Annotated in this window: 17 protein-coding genes; 6 read left to right on the top strand and 11 right to left on the bottom strand. The window is 47.3% G+C overall.

What is annotated here, in order from left to right; all coding sequences use genetic code 11:
- Nucleotides 1-83: 83 nt before the first annotated feature.
- Nucleotides 84-1145, bottom strand: a complete 1062-nt coding sequence (gene cax, locus P9687_RS07970; RefSeq protein ID WP_014097241.1) for a calcium/proton exchanger — start codon at nt 1143-1145, stop codon at nt 84-86.
- A gap of 112 nt (nt 1146-1257) precedes the next feature.
- Here cax and P9687_RS07965 point away from each other — a divergent pair, with 112 nt between their 5' ends.
- Entirely contained in the window at nt 1258-2442 is a 1185-nt protein-coding gene (locus P9687_RS07965) for an MFS transporter (protein ID WP_168985547.1), read from the top strand.
- Nucleotides 2443-2757: 315 nt separating this feature from the next.
- Here the strand turns inward: P9687_RS07965 and P9687_RS07960 are convergent, their stop codons facing one another.
- Nucleotides 2758-3600 (bottom strand): YihY/virulence factor BrkB family protein, encoded by an 843-nt coding sequence (locus P9687_RS07960; protein ID WP_328228773.1) that lies wholly within the window; start codon nt 3598-3600, stop codon nt 2758-2760.
- A 124-nt stretch (nt 3601-3724) separates the two neighbouring features.
- Here P9687_RS07960 and P9687_RS07955 point away from each other — a divergent pair, with 124 nt between their 5' ends.
- Nucleotides 3725-3949 (top strand): DUF1128 domain-containing protein, encoded by a 225-nt coding sequence (locus P9687_RS07955; protein WP_017551472.1) that lies wholly within the window; start codon nt 3725-3727, stop codon nt 3947-3949.
- Nucleotides 3950-4125: 176 nt separating this feature from the next.
- Here the strand turns inward: P9687_RS07955 and map are convergent, their stop codons facing one another.
- The 6 genes from map to P9687_RS07925 all read right to left on the bottom strand — a co-directional run bounded on the left by map (nt 4126) and on the right by P9687_RS07925 (nt 8566).
- Complete coding sequence (map, locus tag P9687_RS07950) at nt 4126-4878, bottom strand: type I methionyl aminopeptidase (protein WP_035183718.1); 753 nt, start codon at nt 4876-4878, stop codon at nt 4126-4128.
- A 148-nt stretch (nt 4879-5026) separates the two neighbouring features.
- Nucleotides 5027-5542 (bottom strand): type 1 glutamine amidotransferase domain-containing protein, encoded by a 516-nt coding sequence (locus P9687_RS07945; protein ID WP_168985550.1) that lies wholly within the window; start codon nt 5540-5542, stop codon nt 5027-5029.
- A 133-nt stretch (nt 5543-5675) separates the two neighbouring features.
- Entirely contained in the window at nt 5676-6500 is an 825-nt protein-coding gene (gene motB / locus P9687_RS07940; protein WP_168985551.1) for a flagellar motor protein MotB, read from the bottom strand.
- Complete coding sequence (motA, locus tag P9687_RS07935; protein WP_168985552.1) at nt 6493-7296, bottom strand: flagellar motor stator protein MotA; 804 nt, start codon at nt 7294-7296, stop codon at nt 6493-6495. The genes motB and motA overlap by 8 nt, the downstream gene beginning before the upstream one ends.
- Nucleotides 7297-7550: 254 nt before the next feature.
- The gene (locus P9687_RS07930) at nt 7551-7925 is read right to left on the bottom strand and encodes a J-domain-containing protein (RefSeq protein ID WP_168985553.1); all 375 of its coding nucleotides are present in this window, start codon (nt 7923-7925) and stop codon (nt 7551-7553) included.
- Nucleotides 7926-8215: 290 nt separating this feature from the next.
- Nucleotides 8216-8566: a DUF488 domain-containing protein gene (locus tag P9687_RS07925; RefSeq protein WP_017551467.1), complete on the bottom strand. Its 351-nt coding sequence runs from the start codon at nt 8564-8566 to the stop codon at nt 8216-8218.
- A gap of 114 nt (nt 8567-8680) precedes the next feature.
- Between P9687_RS07925 and P9687_RS07920 the strand changes: the two genes are divergently transcribed.
- The 4 genes from P9687_RS07920 to mreBH all read left to right on the top strand — a co-directional run bounded on the left by P9687_RS07920 (nt 8681) and on the right by mreBH (nt 12853).
- The gene (locus tag P9687_RS07920) at nt 8681-9934 is read left to right on the top strand and encodes an MDR family MFS transporter (protein WP_061575110.1); all 1254 of its coding nucleotides are present in this window, start codon (nt 8681-8683) and stop codon (nt 9932-9934) included.
- Between the two features lie 183 nt (nt 9935-10117).
- Complete coding sequence (locus P9687_RS07915) at nt 10118-10885, top strand: TraR/DksA C4-type zinc finger protein (RefSeq protein ID WP_260832086.1); 768 nt, start codon at nt 10118-10120, stop codon at nt 10883-10885.
- A gap of 178 nt (nt 10886-11063) precedes the next feature.
- On the top strand, nt 11064-11579 hold the full coding sequence (locus tag P9687_RS07910) for an acyl-CoA thioesterase (protein WP_014097227.1): 516 nt from the start codon (nt 11064-11066) through the stop codon (nt 11577-11579).
- A 263-nt stretch (nt 11580-11842) separates the two neighbouring features.
- A complete protein-coding gene (gene mreBH, locus P9687_RS07905; protein WP_260832087.1) occupies nt 11843-12853 on the top strand; it encodes a rod-share determining protein MreBH in 1011 nt (336 codons plus the stop codon).
- Nucleotides 12854-12924: 71 nt separating this feature from the next.
- On the opposite strand, the gene P9687_RS07900 is transcribed toward mreBH, so the two are convergent.
- From P9687_RS07900 to P9687_RS07890, 3 genes are all read right to left on the bottom strand, one after another.
- Nucleotides 12925-14439: a flotillin family protein gene (locus P9687_RS07900; RefSeq protein WP_168985556.1), complete on the bottom strand. Its 1515-nt coding sequence runs from the start codon at nt 14437-14439 to the stop codon at nt 12925-12927.
- Nucleotides 14440-14451: 12 nt separating this feature from the next.
- Nucleotides 14452-15012, bottom strand: a complete 561-nt coding sequence (locus tag P9687_RS07895; protein WP_017553463.1) for an NfeD family protein — start codon at nt 15010-15012, stop codon at nt 14452-14454.
- Nucleotides 15013-15284: 272 nt separating this feature from the next.
- Nucleotides 15285-16415: a bifunctional cystathionine gamma-lyase/homocysteine desulfhydrase gene (locus P9687_RS07890; RefSeq protein WP_328228774.1), complete on the bottom strand. Its 1131-nt coding sequence runs from the start codon at nt 16413-16415 to the stop codon at nt 15285-15287.
- Nucleotides 16416-16423: the final 8 nt, after the last annotated feature.

Genomic DNA, 16423 nt, shown 5'->3' with positions numbered 1-16423 from the left:
GTATGCATCGTGCACTCGCCGCTCTATGCCATAACGGCCGGTAACATTCCGGCGTACTGAAAGCCGCATGACAACTTTTGGCATTACAGCAAGTAAAAGCCGATCCCCATGATAATGTAGGCTGCCAGCATAGTAGCCCCTTCAAACCAGTTTGTTTCGCCGTCATTTGCCAAAATGATCGTAAGCATGACCGCAGCGATCATCGAGACGAGCTCCGGTATGGAAAAGACAAGCGGCATGGCTTTTTCAAAAAACAAAGATGCAAGCACAAGGACAGGGACGACAAACATAGACACTTGAAGTGTGGAGCCGAATGCAATTTCAACCGCAATGTCCATTTTATTTTTCACCGCCATCAAAATAGCAGAAGCATGTTCCGCAGCATTCCCGACAATGGCGACGATGATAATCCCGATAAACATTTCGCTCCATCCGAAACTTTTTGCAACGGACTCAAAAGTATGTACGAGATTTTCCGAGATATAAGCCACTGCAAGCGTCGCAAGGGCAAGCACAATGATTGATTTTCCTTTTGACCATTCCGGCTCTTCGTGTTCTTCCTGCTCCTTGACCCGGGCTTCCCTGTCCTGGTAAATCCCGCGGTGTGTCACCAGTTTAAAAAACAGGGCAAACAAGTAAAGCAGGATTAAAATAATGGAAATGCCAATGCTGAGGCTGACCGTCTTCCCTTCTGACATCTTCATGGAAAAGATTTCAGGAATCACAAAAGCGACAAAAATCGCGAAAATTAAAAGGCCTGAGTTATGCCGTGCATCATATACGTTGAATTTTTGGCGTTTGTATTTGATCCCCCCGAACAAAAACGACATGCCTGCAACAAGCAGCAAGTTTCCGAGCACAGAGCCCGTCAAAGAAGCAAGCACGACTTGATGGAGCCCGGCCGCTAGGGAAAACAATGAAATAATCAATTCTACCGCATTCCCGAATGTGGCGTTTAACAAACCGCCGATCCGCGGACCCGCTATAATGGCGAGACTTTCGGTTGCCCGCCCCATAAAGCTGGCCAGTGCAATGATGGTCAGGCAGTAAACGGCAAACATCAACACGTTCGGCCAGTGCAGAAGTGCTCCAGCAACCGAGACGGGAACCCCGATGATCACCATAATGGCAAACATTTTATTCATAGCCATCCTCCTATCTGCTTTCTATAAAATTTTACAAAAGATCGGTTGGCTTGCCAAATTTTTCTGATCTGATTATGCTATAGAGAGCGAATGCACAACGAGAACAAGCCGGGTGAGAGCAATGAATCGTTATGAAAATATGCGTTTTTGGATTTTGGTGTTGATGACTTCTGTTTCCGGATTTACACAGGGCATGCTTTTGCCGCTGATTTCCATTATTTTTGAAAAAGACGGAATTGATGCATCATTGAATGGGCTAAATGCAACCGGCCTGTATATCGGTGTTTTATTTGCGTCCCCGCTCATGGAAGCGCCGCTGCGGAAATTCGGATATAAACCGCTTATTTTAACAGGCGGGCTGACCGTTTTTGCCTCACTGCTTTTATTTCCGTTCTGGAAATCGTTATGGTTTTGGTTTATTTTGCGCCTTTTCATCGGCATTGGAGACCATATGCTGAATTTTTCGGCGCAGACATGGATCACGTCTTTCTCCCGGAAAGGGCGGCTCGGGCGGAACATCGCGCTATACGGGCTTTTTTTCAGCCTTGGATTTGCCGTCGGGCCGTATATGACAAGGCTTGTAAATGTGGATGAACGCCTTCCTTTTATTACCTGCTCCATCATCAGCCTTTGTTTCTGGCTAACCGTTTTTCTTTTAAAAAATGAGCACCCGGAAGCGGATTTAGAAAATGTTTCTTTTCTGGCCACATTTCAACGTTTTGGAAAGGTGTGGAAATTGGCGTGGGTTGCATTGCTCCCGCCGCTCGGTTACGGATTCATGGAATCGTCTTTAAACAGCAGTTTCCCGGTTTATGCATTGAGAAACGGAATAAATGTCGATGCCGTTTCCATGATTATCCCTGCCTTCTCGATCGGAAGCATTGTTTTTCAACTTCCGCTCGGCATGTTAAGCGACCGGTTCGGAAGGCGAAAAGTGTTGATTGCAGTCCTTTTGATCGGCTGCGCCTGTTTTGCGGGGGCTGCTTTTAGCAAATCAAACGCCATCGCGCTGTTTGCCTGCTTTTTCGTTGCCGGTATGGCCGTCGGCTCGACGTTTTCCCTCGGGATCAGTTACCTGTCCGATCTGCTGCCGCGGCCGCTGCTTCCCGCCGGCAACATCATGTGCGGCATTCTATACAGCTTTGGCAGCATGGCCGGCCCTTATCTTTGTGGCGTGATCATTAAATATACAAAAGGGCCCGTATTTTTCCTGCTGATTTGTATGCTATTGCTTGTTTTGTCCGTTTTGATTTTCCGTTTCAAAAAAACGGCCGCTGCTGTTCCCCGGCACTCCTGACAGCTGCCCGCTTCCGGCTTTGCCTTTTGTCCGCCGTTCTCAGCAACCTCCTTTGCTGAGAACGGCTGCGATAAGATCTACCTGAAAAACCGGCCGCGATCTTAACCCGGGGATCTCTGTGTTTAGATCGCGTGGCATTTTGACTGCCTTTCTCTAACGAAGAAATTTGTCCGTCTGTTTTAACTTAGAACGCTTCTCTGTTAAAACAGGCGGAAATTGGAACGCCTTTCTTCACTTAGAATGCTTCGTCTTTTTACTAAGGTGTCATGGTAACTTGCCGCTTTTTTAATATGCGCATAAAAGCAATGATCCAAATTAGCAATTTTTGTGTTTATCATTTAAAACGGCATTCAGTTCACCGCCAAAAATGAGGATGATGCCGCTAATATAAAACCAAAGCATCATGATGATCATCCCGCCGAGGCTGCCGTATGTGGCATTATAATTCCCGAAATGGCTGACATAAAACGATAAGGCGAGTGACGCCACAATCCAGCCGACTGTTGCAAAAATGGCTCCGGGGACAACCGTCAGGCAGCCAAATTTTTCGTTCGGCGCAAAAAAGTATAACAAGAAAAACACGATAAACAGCAGTACCGGCGTAAGCGCCCATCTTAAAATATTGATCAAATTTTTCAAATCATTCGGTAGCCCGAAGTAAGAAAACACATAATGGATGAGCTGCTGGCCGAACACAGGAATTAAAATAACGGCTATAAACACGATAATCATCCCGAGTGTCAGCATCACCGACATGAGCCGTTGCATGACAGGCGGGCGTGATTCCTCTACTTTATAAGCCCTGTTTAATGCTTTAATGACCGCGTTCATTCCGTTTGAAGCGGACCACAAAGTCGCGATCATCCCGAAAGAAAGCAGGCCGCCGTGCCGATTGATCAGCACTTCTTTCAAGGTGGTTTCGATCAGCTTGAACGACTGGCTTGGCGCAAAATACCTGACCATATTTAACACATCATCCGTTTTAATGGGCAAATAAGGAAGCAAGGTAAACAAAAAGATCAATAGCGGAAATAGAGATAAAAGAAAAAAGTAGGATAACTGTGCAGCCATCCCGGTAATATCGTTCCGTTTTGAGTTCTCTAACAAAGCCGCAATGGTTGAACGTTTTTTTTCTGCCTGGAGTGCAATTTTATCCAATTTTCATCACCCTCTGTCCGTCCGGTTTACCACTATATTTCCCTCTCCGGTCCGTATGAAACGTTTCGGGATCGGTAGTCATGCGGTATAATAAAACAAGAAAAACACGAAAAGGGTGAAAATGTTGGATCTCTCAGAAAAATCAGCGCAAAATATGGCTTATATGGTGCAGGCAATTACAGCGAAATTAAAAATGGTCAATACGGCGGCACTGCAGTCGTCCCAGTTTAGCATTGACCATTATGACGATTTGTTTGACTTGTACGAAATGGTGATGAAAAAAAATACATTCAGCCCGAATGAAATGCAAGCCATTGTGGAAGAGCTCGGAAGCCTGAAAAAAGATTGATGCCGGCTGGTTTTAGAATGCAAAAAATTGGGAGCCTTTATTGTCTCCCTGATTTTGGGATCGAAGCATGGGAAGCCTTTGAAGGTTTCAGAATGTAAAAAAGCTGGGAGTTTTATTGCCTCCCAGCTTTTTTAAGTTTCCGGAATAGAAACCCGGATCCGTGTTTCAGTGCAGCATTAATCTTCCTGATCGGTAATGATCACAATGCCGTCTTTTGTAATCGCAATGGTGTGTTCATACTGGGCGGAAAGGGATCCGTCCATGGTTCGGGCTGTCCAGCCGTTGTCATCCATCTTCGTTTCATAGCTGCCGATATTCACCATCGGCTCGATCGTGATGACCATCCCTTCTTTGATGCGCGGTCCTTTATGCGGCAGCCCGTAGTGCGGCACTTCCGGTTTTTCGTGGATCGTCGGGCCGATGCCATGGCCGATAAAATTGCGGACAACCGAGAACCCCTGTGCTTCCACATACGTCTGAATGGCGTGGCCGATGTCACCGATCCGGTTGCCCGGTTTGGCCTGTTCAATTCCTTTATAAAGCGCTTCTTTTGTAACATCAAGCAGTTTTTGCGTCTGCTCACTTACTTTTCCGACCGGATAACTCCAGGCGGAATCAGCCAGCGCGCCGTTCAGGTTGACGACCATATCAATCGTGACGATATCTCCTTCCTTTAACGGCGTTTTCCGCGGAAACCCGTGGCAAATTTCATCATTGATGCTTGCACATGTCGCATACTGATAGCCTTGGTACCCCTTTTGTTCAGGGGTTGCCCCGTGCTCCCTTAAATAACGGTCAACAAATTCCTCAATTTCCCATGTTGTGATCCCCGGCTTGATCATTTTTGCAATTTTTTTATGCGTATCAGCAAGCAGTTTGCCTGCTTTTTTCATCATGTCAATTTCTCTTTGCGATTTCAGTGTAATCATCTTCTACTTCCTTTCATTATGGCAACATTATTCTATGTAAAAGTTCATTTTCTGTTTCCCCGCTCCATTTATCATATCCCTAATTTGCATTGTGCGCAAAGTAAAAAAACTGCTGCCCGGAAAGAGGCAGCAGTTTTTACATACAAGCTCATCCGTTCAGGAGTTTCAGCGATTCCCTGTTAAATGCAGGGATGTCATCCGGCGTACGGCTTGTGACAAGTTGGTTTTGGCATACGACAACTTCTTCGTCGCGGAAGTTCGCGCCGGCATATTCCATGTCAACACGGATTGATTTGTAACCTGTGGCAGACCGGCCTTCCAATGCTTTTGCCGTAATCAAAAGCTGCGGGCCGTGGCAGATTGCAAACACCGGTTTTTTCGAATCCATAAATTGTTTTACAAATTGGACAAAGCGATCGTCGGCACGGAGCTGGTCCGGAGAAAAGCCGCCCGGGATCAGGAGAGCATCAAAATCATCCACGCTGACATCATCGATGCCTTTGTCGATATGGATTTCGGTGCCGTGTTTCCCTTTTACCGTTTTTCCGGCTTCCATTTCAATATTGACAATTTCATGGCCGGCTTCCTTATATGCTTTCACCGGTTCGGTGTACTCAGAATCTTCCACTTCATTAGTGACAAGTACAGCGATCTTTTTAGCCAATCGAACCATCTCCTTTTCTAATCTTTGGGACGTTTATATTTTACCTCGTTTGTGCGGTTTCAAACAAACAGTTTGCTTCACGGAACGATGGGGCGATTGGAAATACGGATCCGGGCGCTCTTTTTGCCTGGTTTTACCGGTCGCTTCCTTCCTCATTTTTCGGGAGAATGAGTACTTCCACCCGCCGGTTTTTTGCCCGGCCATTCGGCGTATCATTCGACGCAATCGGATGGTATTCCCCATATCCTTTTGCCGAAAAATATTTCGGATTTAAATTTTTGTTTTCTAAAATGATCTTTAAAAAATTGGTTGCGCGCATCACGCTTAAGTCCCAGTTTGATTGAAAGACGGAGTTGTGGATCGGCACATTATCCGTATGGCCGCTCACGATAATGCTTCTTGGCGGATCCATTACGAGCAAATTGGAAAGGGCTTTGGCTGTTTTGATATCTTCTTTCCGGACCTCCGCTTTTCCCGAATCAAACAGGACATTGTCTCGGATCGTAATCAAAAGCCCTTCGCCTGTCAAAGACGTTTCAAACTTTCCTTCCAATTTATTGTGCGCTATGTATGTGTTGATTTTTTGCTGGGTTTCTTTTAATTGGGCGTCCCCTTGCCCATTTGATGCATTTGTTGTGCTGTTGCTTTTTGAACCATTCGTTGTGCTGTCCCCGTTTTTTTGTGCATCATTTTTCTTTTGCTCGATAAATTTTTCTGTGTCGGATGTGCCGTTATCATCCCCGGATGTCTGCTTCGTATAATCGAAAAAGCTCGTCCCGCCAACAAACACCCCGTTTAAGACTTTAGAAAATCTTTGAAACTTCTGGGCATCAATGGAACTCATTGCAAACAGAACGATAAACAGGGCAAGAAGCAATGTCAAAAGGTCGGAATAAGGCAGGAGCCATGCCTCGCTGTTTTCCTCTTCTTCTTGTTTTTTCTTCCGCTTTTTACTCATTTGTTGCCACGCTGCCTTCTGTAATCTCTTCCATCAGTTGTATCCGTTCTTCATTTGGCAAATAAGACGCCAGTTTCTGTTCGATCACGCGCGGGGATTCGCCTGCCAGAATGGAGAGAATCCCTTCCAGCATCATTTCCTTGTTTTTTGCTTCGTTTTTGGACTTCCGTTTTAATTTATTGGCAAACGGATGCCACAATACGTAGCCGGTAAAAATCCCGAGCAGTGTGGCCACGAATGCGGCTGAAATGGCATGCCCAAGCACTTCTGTATCCGACATATTTCCGAGAGCGGCAATCAGCCCCAATACAGCACCGAGCACCCCGAGTGTCGGGGCATACGTGCCTGCCTGTGAAAAAATGGCAGCCCCCATCTGATGCCTTTCTTCCATTGCTTCAATTTCTTCGCTCAGCACATCGCGGATATATTCGGCGCTCTGCCCGTCAATCGCAAGGCTCAGGCCGTTTTTCAAAAAAGCGTCATCGACTTCATCCAGCCTTGCTTCAAGCGCCAGCAGCCCTTCTCTCCGGGCAGTCTGAGCCCAGTCGGAAAAAAAGCGGATCATTTCTTCCGTGCTCATCAGTTTTTGTTCCGTAAAAATAATCTTCAACAGTTTCGGAACTTTTTTCAATTCACTCATTGGGAAACCGATAATGACGGACGCAGCCGTTCCCGCCAGTATAATCAAAAGGGCAGCCGGGTTGACGAGGACAGCCGGGCTTACCCCTTTTAACACCATGCCGGTACCAATTGCCACAACACCCAGAATTACGCCAATAATTGATGATTTATCCATTTTTTTCACCTGAATATCATAATGTCTTCTTTCATTATATCGGATGGATGGCGGCAATTTATAGTAAAAAAAGCGGGAAAAATGATGCGGTTTTTAAACGCCCTTGTAAATGGGACAGCTGATTTCCGTTCCCTGGGCTTTAGTAGGCGATTACAATTCAACGGCGCCCTGTACCTCATCCAGGACGCCGCCCATTTTCTAACGAGCTGCCTGAAACGGAACCGCTTCACTTCCGGTCGTGTTCGCGGCATCCCTTAATCAAACAGCTTTTTTTCAATTTTATCCTGATAATTTTTAAAAATGGCGCTGTTTGTTTTGATCCGTTTTTTGGAGAGCATTTGGTTATACGCCAGCAGTTTCTCGCTCAGTTTCTTTTGTAATCCTTCTTTTTCCATTTCATTTTCAGATTGTTTGATTAAATCTTCAATGGAAAGCAGTTCTTTCTTTAAATTGGCTTCTTCCGGGGAAAAACCGGCATTCTGTAAAATCCGGTAAGCCATCCGCAAATCTTCCGGCACGCCGGAAAGCGGGTCTTTCGGGAGCGGCTTTCCGTATCCCGGCAGATTTTCAAATTGCCCTTCTTCATACGCTCTCCGGATTTTCTCTTCCGTCATTCTCATGAAATCCAAAGATCGGCACCCCTTTCGCTTTTTTACCATTATACCGCATGCGGGCACATATTTCCTTCTGTTTAAGAGACGCTATAGGCAGGAAGGGGGAACAAGGATGGGACGCGGAGAAATGTTTGGCCACAAAAGATAAGGCCACCCGGGCCGTTTTCCGAAAGACCAGATGGCCGGTGAAAAGCAGCATAAAGACAGCAACTATGACGACGAGCAAACATTTCCGCACGAAGCGTTTAAAAACCGCATGCACAACCCGTAATAACAGGCGCCGCAGCGTATGCGGCGCCTTTCGATTATGACCGTTCTTCGAGATATTCTTTTAACACCACCGCCTGGTTGTGCTTTTCGTCTTTTGCCGCGTAGAGCAATGTAACCGTTCCAGCCTTTCCCCATTCGATCAGCCGGTCCAGTTCCGTTCTGTCTTCCAGCCGGTCCAGCTCTTCCTTATAAAGCGCGGCAAATTCAGCAAAAAAAGCCGGATTATGGTTAAATTTTTTCCTGAGGGAACCCGTCGGCGCAACTGTCTTCATCCAGGCATCGAGTGCCGCTTTTTCTTTTGATATGCCGCGCGGCCAGAGGCGGTCGACCAGCACACGTTTGCCGTCCCCGCCGGGCTCTTCATAAATTCGTTTTATCCGGTACATCTGGCAATCCCCCTTTCAATGCCTTGCCCGGTCCTGTAACTTTCTTCATTGTTTTCCCCGCTTTTTCTGGTATCATAGGGTTGATACCAATTCTGGACAGATGAGGAAATTTTTATGAGAATACGTGACTGGGATCAAAATTTAAAAGTCCGCCTGCTTGGGGAATCCTTGATGAATATCACCTTTTGGATGTTTTTCCCCTTTCTGACCATTTATTTCACCGAGGCGTTTGGGGCCGGGCTTGCGGGTGTCCTGCTGATTGCCTCACAAGTTTTTTCCGTCATTGCCAATTTGCTCGGAGGATACTACGCCGACCGCTTTGGCAGAAAGAAAATGATGGTCGTGGCCTCAATCGGGCAGGGCGTGTCTTTTTTCATTTTCGGATTTGCCAATTCGCCATGGTTCCATTCCGCCGTGACAGCTTTTATTTGCTTTACGGCTGCCGGCGTTTTCGGTTCTTTTTATTATCCGGCAAGCCAGGCAATGATTGCCGATGTTGTGGATGAGAAAAACCGGAGCCATGTGTTTGCCGTTTTTTATACATCTATGAACATTTCCGTCGTCATCGGCCCGGCAATCGGCGGGATATTTTTTGCGGATTACCGTTTTGAACTGCTTGTTTTTGCCGCTCTTTCCTGTTTTCTGCTTGGCGCACTGCTCGTCAAATATACGCGCGAAACAGCACCGGTTTGGGCAGGCGGGCAGCAGCGCGTCCGTAAAAAATGGTACAGTACGCTGATGGAACAGGCCAAGAGCTACCAGGTGATTGTCAAAGATAAAATATTTATGTTGTTTATTTTTGCCGGAATCCTGATTTCCCAAACGTATATGCAGCTTGATTTAATTTTGCCGGTATTTACGAAGCAGGCCATTCCTGAAGCAGATTTGCTCCATCTGCTCCACTTTACCGGCGAGCAGCTGTACGGTTTTATTTTATCCGAAAACGGGCTGATTGTCGCGCTTTTTTCAGTAGCGGCGACGAAATGGGTGACGAGGTATCGGGAGCGGAATGTGTTTGTCCTCTCCTCCCTCCTGTATGCCGTTTCGATTTATTTGTTCGGCGTCTGGATTTCAAGCATCGGCTTTATTTTCTCGATTCTTTTGTTCTCGCTTGGCGAACTGATTGTGACCGGAATCCAGCAGGACTTTGTTTCGAAGCTTTCCCCGCCTGAAATGCGCGCGCAATATTTTGCCGCCGCAAGCTTGCGCAATACAATCGGGCGCACGATTGCCCCTGTTTCCATCCCGCTTGCCGGTTGGATCGGCTATAAATGGACGTTTTCCATCCTGGCCGTGCTTGCGGTAATGAGCGCGGGGATGTATGTGCTGATGTTCCGACAGTATGAAAAGAAACGCCTGTCTGCTTGAAAACGGGCATGATCGATGCACAATAGGCTAAAAAAGTCTGTCTGTTTAAACGGGCAGACTTTTTTCATGAACAGCAGTGTTTTGATCCATACTAGTTTTAGAAAAGTTTGCGGGCTTTTTCCCGGTGGTAAATAGACTCTAAAACGATTGAACCCATCTTTTTTAAAGAAAGAAGTGGTGAATATGCTGACAAAAGAACAACTGGCGCATTTCCGTTCCATTTTAACCGCGCAGCTGAAAGAATTTGAAGAGAAATTCGGGGAAAACGGCCATTTCAAAACGGGAACGGCACCTCCTTACGATTCTGTCGGGGAACTGTCCAGTTACGATAATCATCCCGCCGATACCGGTACTGAACTGTTTGAGCGGGAAAAAGATATTGCCTTAAATGACCATGCTGAATATGAAGTCGAAAAAATCAAAGCGGCCCTCAAAGCCATTGAGGACGGCACTTACGGAAGATGCAAAGAATGCGGCAAAGAGATCCCGCTTGAGCGGCTTGAAACCCTTCCGTCCACGCTGTACTGCAAAGAGCACACCTCGGACCGGACCATTCCAAGACACCGCCCGGTTGAAGAAGACGTGCTGAATCCACCGTGGGGAAAATTCGTTTTTGATGGAGGCAAAGATGAATCGGTCGCTTTTGACGCGGAAGACGCCTGGCAGGCTGTCGCAAAATGGGGCACATCCGAGTCCCCTTCCGATTTTGAAACCCCGCCGGACAGTTACAATGATATGTATACGGAATCGGATGACCATGACGGCTATGTGGAAGATTTCGAAAACTTTTCCGGCAATGACATCAACGGGAAAAACGTGGAAATCTATCCAAATGAGGAATACAAAGAATACGAAGAAGAATTGGATGAAACCCGTACGATGACGCCGTTCGGGGATCTGCCCCGAAACGAAAAAGATCCTTATGTGGAAGACGAGAAAAAAAAGAAATGAGCATGCAAAAATCAGGTTGAGGTGCCGGGCCTGATTTTTCTTTTGAAAAAATTCCGGATGAAAGCCTTTTTTCTATTCATTTTTGTTCGTATATGCCAACTGATTTTGCTATAATTTTTATATGGTAAAAGGAAATTTGAATCGCGTCTGACAGCGCCGACATATTGGAGTGAGACTTTTGGAAGACAGACCGAAGAAATACATGCGGGAAACCCGCACAGTAAGGACCAGTTATGTTTTTCCGCCGGACACAAACCATCTTGGCACACTGTTCGGAGGAAAACTGATGGCGTATATTGATGATACTGCATCGATCGCCGCGGCCAAATTGGCAAGATGCACCGTTGTCACGGCTTCGACCGACTCCGTTGATTTTATCGCACCGATCCGCGTCGGAAACGTCGTTACAGTAGAAGCCATGGTCAGCCGGACAGGGCGGACATCGATGGAAGTATTTGTAAAGGTCAGTGCGGAAGATTTGAAAACAGAAGAGACAAAAATTGCCGCCATTTCTTTTTTGACCTTTGTCGCACTGGATGAGGATGGAAAACCTACACCGGTGCCGGAAATCATCCCGGAAACCGATGAGGAACGATGGTTAAACCAAACGGCCATCCAGCGCGCCGAACAGCGGGTGCTGCGGAAACAACAAAGTGAAGAATTGGCGCGCTATTTGTCAAAAATGCCGCTGTGATTCTTGTTTAGAAAAAATTCCTTTTGAAACAAAAAGGAATTTTTTCCTGTCCTCCATTGTGAATAAAATTACAAAAAGATTAAATTTGGGGTGCCGGCTGAAGCTGTTTTTCGCATATTTTATGGACTTGCCGCGATCATATTTTTGTAACATAAGAGAATGGAAGAAAATGTAACCTTTCAGAACGAACAAAAAAAGCTATACTAAATGGGAGAGACTACAGTTAATCCGAGCGAAAAGACGATGAAGGTTAGGTGACATGCATGTTTTCAGGGAATGAAATTGGGATCGATCTAGGAACTGCAAATGTTTTAGTATATTCGAAAAAAGAAGGCGTTATTTTAGACGAGCCGTCCGTTGTGGCGATTGACCATTCGACAAGGCAGGTGCTCGCTTTCGGGCAGGAAGCCAAAGCGATGATCGGAAAAACACCTGAAAAAATTACTGTCATCCGCCCTTTAAAAGGCGGGGTAATCGCTGATTTCGATATAACAACAGAAATGCTGAAACAAATTATGAAAAAAATCAATCAGCAAAGCGGCATCTCGATCCGCAAACCGAACGTCGTAGTATGCGTCCCATCAGGCGCAACATCGGTTGAACGGCGGGCCATTGAAGATGTCGTCAAAAACAGTGGGGCAAAAACCGTCCATTTGATTGAAGAACCGGTTGCTGCCGCTATTGGTGCCGATCTTCCCGTGGACGAGCCGATCGCCAACGTGATTGTCGATATCGGCGGCGGCACTACGGAAGTCGCCATTATTTCCTTCGGCGGCGTCGTGACGTATAACACGATCCGCATCGGCGGCGATAAAATGGACGATGATATTATGCAGCATGTCAGAAAAACGTATAATCTGCTGATCGGCGAGCGGACAGCGGAAAAAATTAAAATGGAAATCGGGCATGCCCTTGTCGACCATCCGGAACAAGCGCTAGATGTCCGCGGGCGAGATCTCGTGACAGGGCTGCCGCGAACCATCACCTTAAGTTCGTTGGAAATTCAGGCTTCGCTCCGCGATTCCCTGCTCCAAATTTTGGAAACGGTCCGGGCTACACTGGAAGACTGCCCGGCAGAGTTAAGCGGCGATATTGTGGACCGCGGGATTGTTTTAACAGGGGGAGGCGCCCTCCTTCAAGGCATGCAGGAATGGCTGAGCAATGAAATTTCCGTGCCTGTCCATCTCGCGCCAAACCCGCTGCAATCCGTCGTAGTCGGCGCAGGCCGCTCCCTCCAGTTCATCCATAAAATGACTGCGGGGGCCGGAAAATAACCGGACACATTTAATTTTTAAAAGAAACGGCGTGCTTTTGCCTTTTAATTTGGCAGAAACACGCCGTTTTTTCACCCTTTTGTGCTTTGTTCCAAAGCTGTCGGTTCCGGTTCAGCTGTTTGTTGCAGTTTGATCCCAGAAAGGCCTTCCATCATTTCCCGGACATCAATGCCGCTTGACGCTTTCAAAGTTTCCTGTAAGGTCGACATCAAATCGGTTGCATAGCCGGTGATCTTATTTGCACCGCCGTTTGCGCCGCTTCCGGTATCGACAACGGTGATTTGGTCAATATTGGAAAGCGGGGCCGCTACTTGTTTCGCATATTCAGGCAGCACTTTCAAAATCATATCGAGCACAGCCGCCTGGCCGAACTGTTCGTATGCTTCCGCAATTTTTCGTTTTGTTTCCGCTTCGGCCAGCCCTTTGAGACGGATGACTTCGGCTTCCGATTCCCCTTGGGCGCGCTGGGCATCGGCTTTAGCCATACCATCAATGCGGACGCGTTCCCCTTCCGCTTTCGCCATCGCTTCCACCCGGTATTTGTGGGCGTCGGCTTCTGCCATTTGTTTCGTTTTTTCTGCAACGGCGGCCTGCTCAACCGAATAACGGTCTGCATCCGCTTTTTTCTTGACTTCGGAGTCGTATTGCCGTTCACGCCGCAAAATTTCTTTTTCTTCGAGCTCGATTTGTTTTTGCCGCTCGATGATCTTGATTTCCATTTCCTGTGCGGTGACATCCTGTTTCGACCGGGCAGTTTCCAAATCGTATGCCTGGTCGGCTTTTGCCCTTGCGATGTCCTGTTCGCGGCGGAACTCGGCAATTTTCAACTGGTTGAACTTCTCGGCTTCCGCAATTTCCGTTGCCCGCTCCAGTTCTGCGCGTTTTGCTTCTTTTAATGCTTCCGCTTTCCGGATTCTCGTTTCTTTTTCGGCTTCTGCCGTGGCAATATCCGCATCGCGTTTGACCTGTGCAATCCGCGGTTTGCCGAGCGCATCAAGGTAGCCGTTTTTATCCTTCACTTCTTTAATCGTGAACGACACGATAATAAGCCCCATTTTTGCCAGATCCTGCGAGGCAACGCGCTGGACTTCCTGTGAAAACTTGTCACGGTTTTTATAAATTTCTTCAACCGTCATTGAACCGAGAATCGAGCGCAAATGGCCTTCCAAAACTTCCCGCGCTTCATTTTCGCGGTCTTCTTTTGATTTCCCGAGAAATTGTTCGGCCGCTGTCGCAATTTCGCCGATCGACCCGCCGATTTTAATAATGGCAATTCCATCTGCCATCACCGGGACGCCTTGTTCGGTGTAGACTTCCGGGGTGGTCACTTCCAGCTTGCTCGATAATAAGCTGAGCGGTTTTGCCTGCTGGAATACCGGAAACACAAATGTACCGCCGCCACGAATAATTTTAATTTTATTTCCGGCTTCGTCGACATGGACATTTCTACCGCCAAGAAAACTCCCTGTTACAATCAATGCTTCATCCGGCCCTGCTGTACGATATTTTGTAATAAAAACACCGATAAGGGCAATCACCAAAAACACAACAACCCCGATAACAATCCAAATTCCGCTTGCAAACATGCGGTTCCCTCCTTATAATTGTCTAAAATTTTCAATTTTCAAACGATAATTCTCATAGGGCACAACATATAACACGCCATTTTTCACTTCAATCACCAACACCTGCGTCCCTTCTTTAATTTCCTCATCCTGTATGCTGGCTGCCGGCTTGGAGATAGTTCCTGTTTTGCTGTCAATCACCACTTCACCAAAACCGGCTTTCGGAATCGAAAGAATCGTTTTCCCGACCCTTCCTTTCAGGGATTCTTCCGTATAAGCAAGCGATTCCTCAGCCGAAGACAGCGGGACAAGCACAAACACATTGAGCAGGATATCAAGAATCACCGCGATCACGGCAGAAATGGCCATGATCAGCAGGTGGGAAAGCGGTGTCACCTTTTCCAAAATATACCCGCCTGCCGAGAAAAAAGTAAAAAATGCCAAAATCAGGGCTGGATGGATAAAATGGATGGCGTCTGCAATTCCGCCGAGCAAGTCATTGAACAACAGGTAAAGCACCGTCAGGCATCCCGCCATAATCAGCAAAGCCAAATACGCCGTCTCTATCGGCACGCCGAACACTTCCATAAACATTCCCCCCTTTCCTTGATTGGGATTTTCTTTCAGATGACGCCCGGACATAATTGCTTACTAATCATTACGTTTAAAAATGGTTTAAGTTTCGTGAAAGAGGAAATTTTTTTAAACTGTGGAGCTGCCGCTGCGGATTCGCACGATGGTGATGTTTTACAGCAGGCAAAAGTATGGTGAACATTCCAGACCAGGCGGCAGGAAACAGAGCGGCAATATTCCGCCATTGATACCGTTACAAAAAGCCTGCTCCCCCATGAGAGCAGGCTGACTTTTTACCTTAGCGCGTTTTCCAGATCTTCCAACAAATCTTCGACGTCTTCAATGCCGACTGAGATGCGGATAAGCCCGTCTTCGATGCCAAGTTCGAGACGGCGTTCACGCGGAATGGATGCATGCGTCATAAGCGGCGGGAGCGAGATCAGGCTTTCCACCGCGCCGAGGCTTTCTGCCAAAGTAAAGTAACGCGTTTTTTTCAATATTTCAAGGGCTTTTTCCTGGGATGCCACTGTAAAAGAGGCCATGCCGCCGAAACCACCGGCCTGGGAACTGTGCACTTTATGCCCGGGATGATGGGCAAGCCCCGGATAGTATACCTTTTCAACGGCAGGATGTGCGGCAAGAAAATCAACAATTTGCTTTGTGTTGGATTCAATTTCTTCCATGCGTATGCCGAGTGTTTTAATGCCGCGGATCAACAGCCAGCTGTCCTGCGGCCCGAGAATGCCGCCGGTTGAGTTTTGGATAAAATGCAAGTCTTCTGCAAGCGCCTCGTTCCGCACGGCAACAAGGCCTGCGACCACATCGCTGTGCCCGCCGAGATACTTCGTCGCGCTGTGCACGACGATATCCGCCCCTAAAGTGAGCGGATTTTGCCAATACGGGGTGCTGAATGTGTTGTCCACGATAAATGTCAGGCCGTTTTCACGGGCCACACCGGCAATGGCCCGCAAGTCTGTTATTTTCAGCAGCGGGTTCGTCGGCGTCTCCACGTAGATGGCTTTTGTATTCGGGCGGATCGAGGCACGGACCGCATCCAGATCGCTCGTGTCCACAAAAGTCACGTCGATATGGAAACGGTTCATCACTTTTGTTAAAACGCGGAAAGTCCCGCCGTATACATCATCGGTTGCCAAAATATGGTCGCCGGCTGAAAACAGCTGGATCACCGCTGTAATCGCGGCCATCCCGGATGCGAATGCAAAACCGTGTGTACCTTCTTCAATATCCGCAATCAGTTTTTCCAAAGCTTCACGCGTCGGATTGCCGGTGCGTGCGTATTCGTATTTAAAATGGCCGACGCCATCCTGCTTGAATGTGCTCGCATGATGGACGGGCACCGAAACTGCGCCTGTATATGGATCACGGCTAATGCCGGCATGAATGAATTTTGTTTTTTTACGCATGACAAACT

Origin of the sequence: Weizmannia sp. CD-2023 (genome assembly GCF_036225245.1) — a bacterium.
Taxonomy (GTDB): Bacteria; Bacillota; Bacilli; order Bacillales; family Bacillaceae_C; genus Weizmannia; species Weizmannia faecalis.
Note: the sequence above shows the minus strand (reverse complement) of the source record. Positions and strands in the feature narration are given on the sequence as shown.

Coding starts and splice junctions, on each gene's coding strand:
- cax (WP_014097241.1), bottom strand. CDS start 1,145: ATGAATAAAATGTTTGCCATTATGGTGATCATCGGGGTTCCCGTCTCG.
- map (WP_035183718.1), bottom strand. CDS start 4,878: ATGATTACACTGAAATCGCAAAGAGAAATTGACATGATGAAAAAAGCA.
- motB (WP_168985551.1), bottom strand. CDS start 6,500: ATGAGTAAAAAGCGGAAGAAAAAACAAGAAGAAGAGGAAAACAGCGAG.
- motA (WP_168985552.1), bottom strand. CDS start 7,296: ATGGATAAATCATCAATTATTGGCGTAATTCTGGGTGTTGTGGCAATT.
- P9687_RS07925 (WP_017551467.1), bottom strand. CDS start 8,566: ATGTACCGGATAAAACGAATTTATGAAGAGCCCGGCGGGGACGGCAAA.
- P9687_RS07920 (WP_061575110.1), top strand. CDS start 8,681: ATGAGAATACGTGACTGGGATCAAAATTTAAAAGTCCGCCTGCTTGGG.
- P9687_RS07915 (WP_260832086.1), top strand. CDS start 10,118: ATGCTGACAAAAGAACAACTGGCGCATTTCCGTTCCATTTTAACCGCG.
- mreBH (WP_260832087.1), top strand. CDS start 11,843: ATGTTTTCAGGGAATGAAATTGGGATCGATCTAGGAACTGCAAATGTT.
- P9687_RS07900 (WP_168985556.1), bottom strand. CDS start 14,439: ATGTTTGCAAGCGGAATTTGGATTGTTATCGGGGTTGTTGTGTTTTTG.
- P9687_RS07895 (WP_017553463.1), bottom strand. CDS start 15,012: ATGTTTATGGAAGTGTTCGGCGTGCCGATAGAGACGGCGTATTTGGCT.
- P9687_RS07890 (WP_328228774.1), bottom strand. CDS start 16,415: ATGCGTAAAAAAACAAAATTCATTCATGCCGGCATTAGCCGTGATCCA.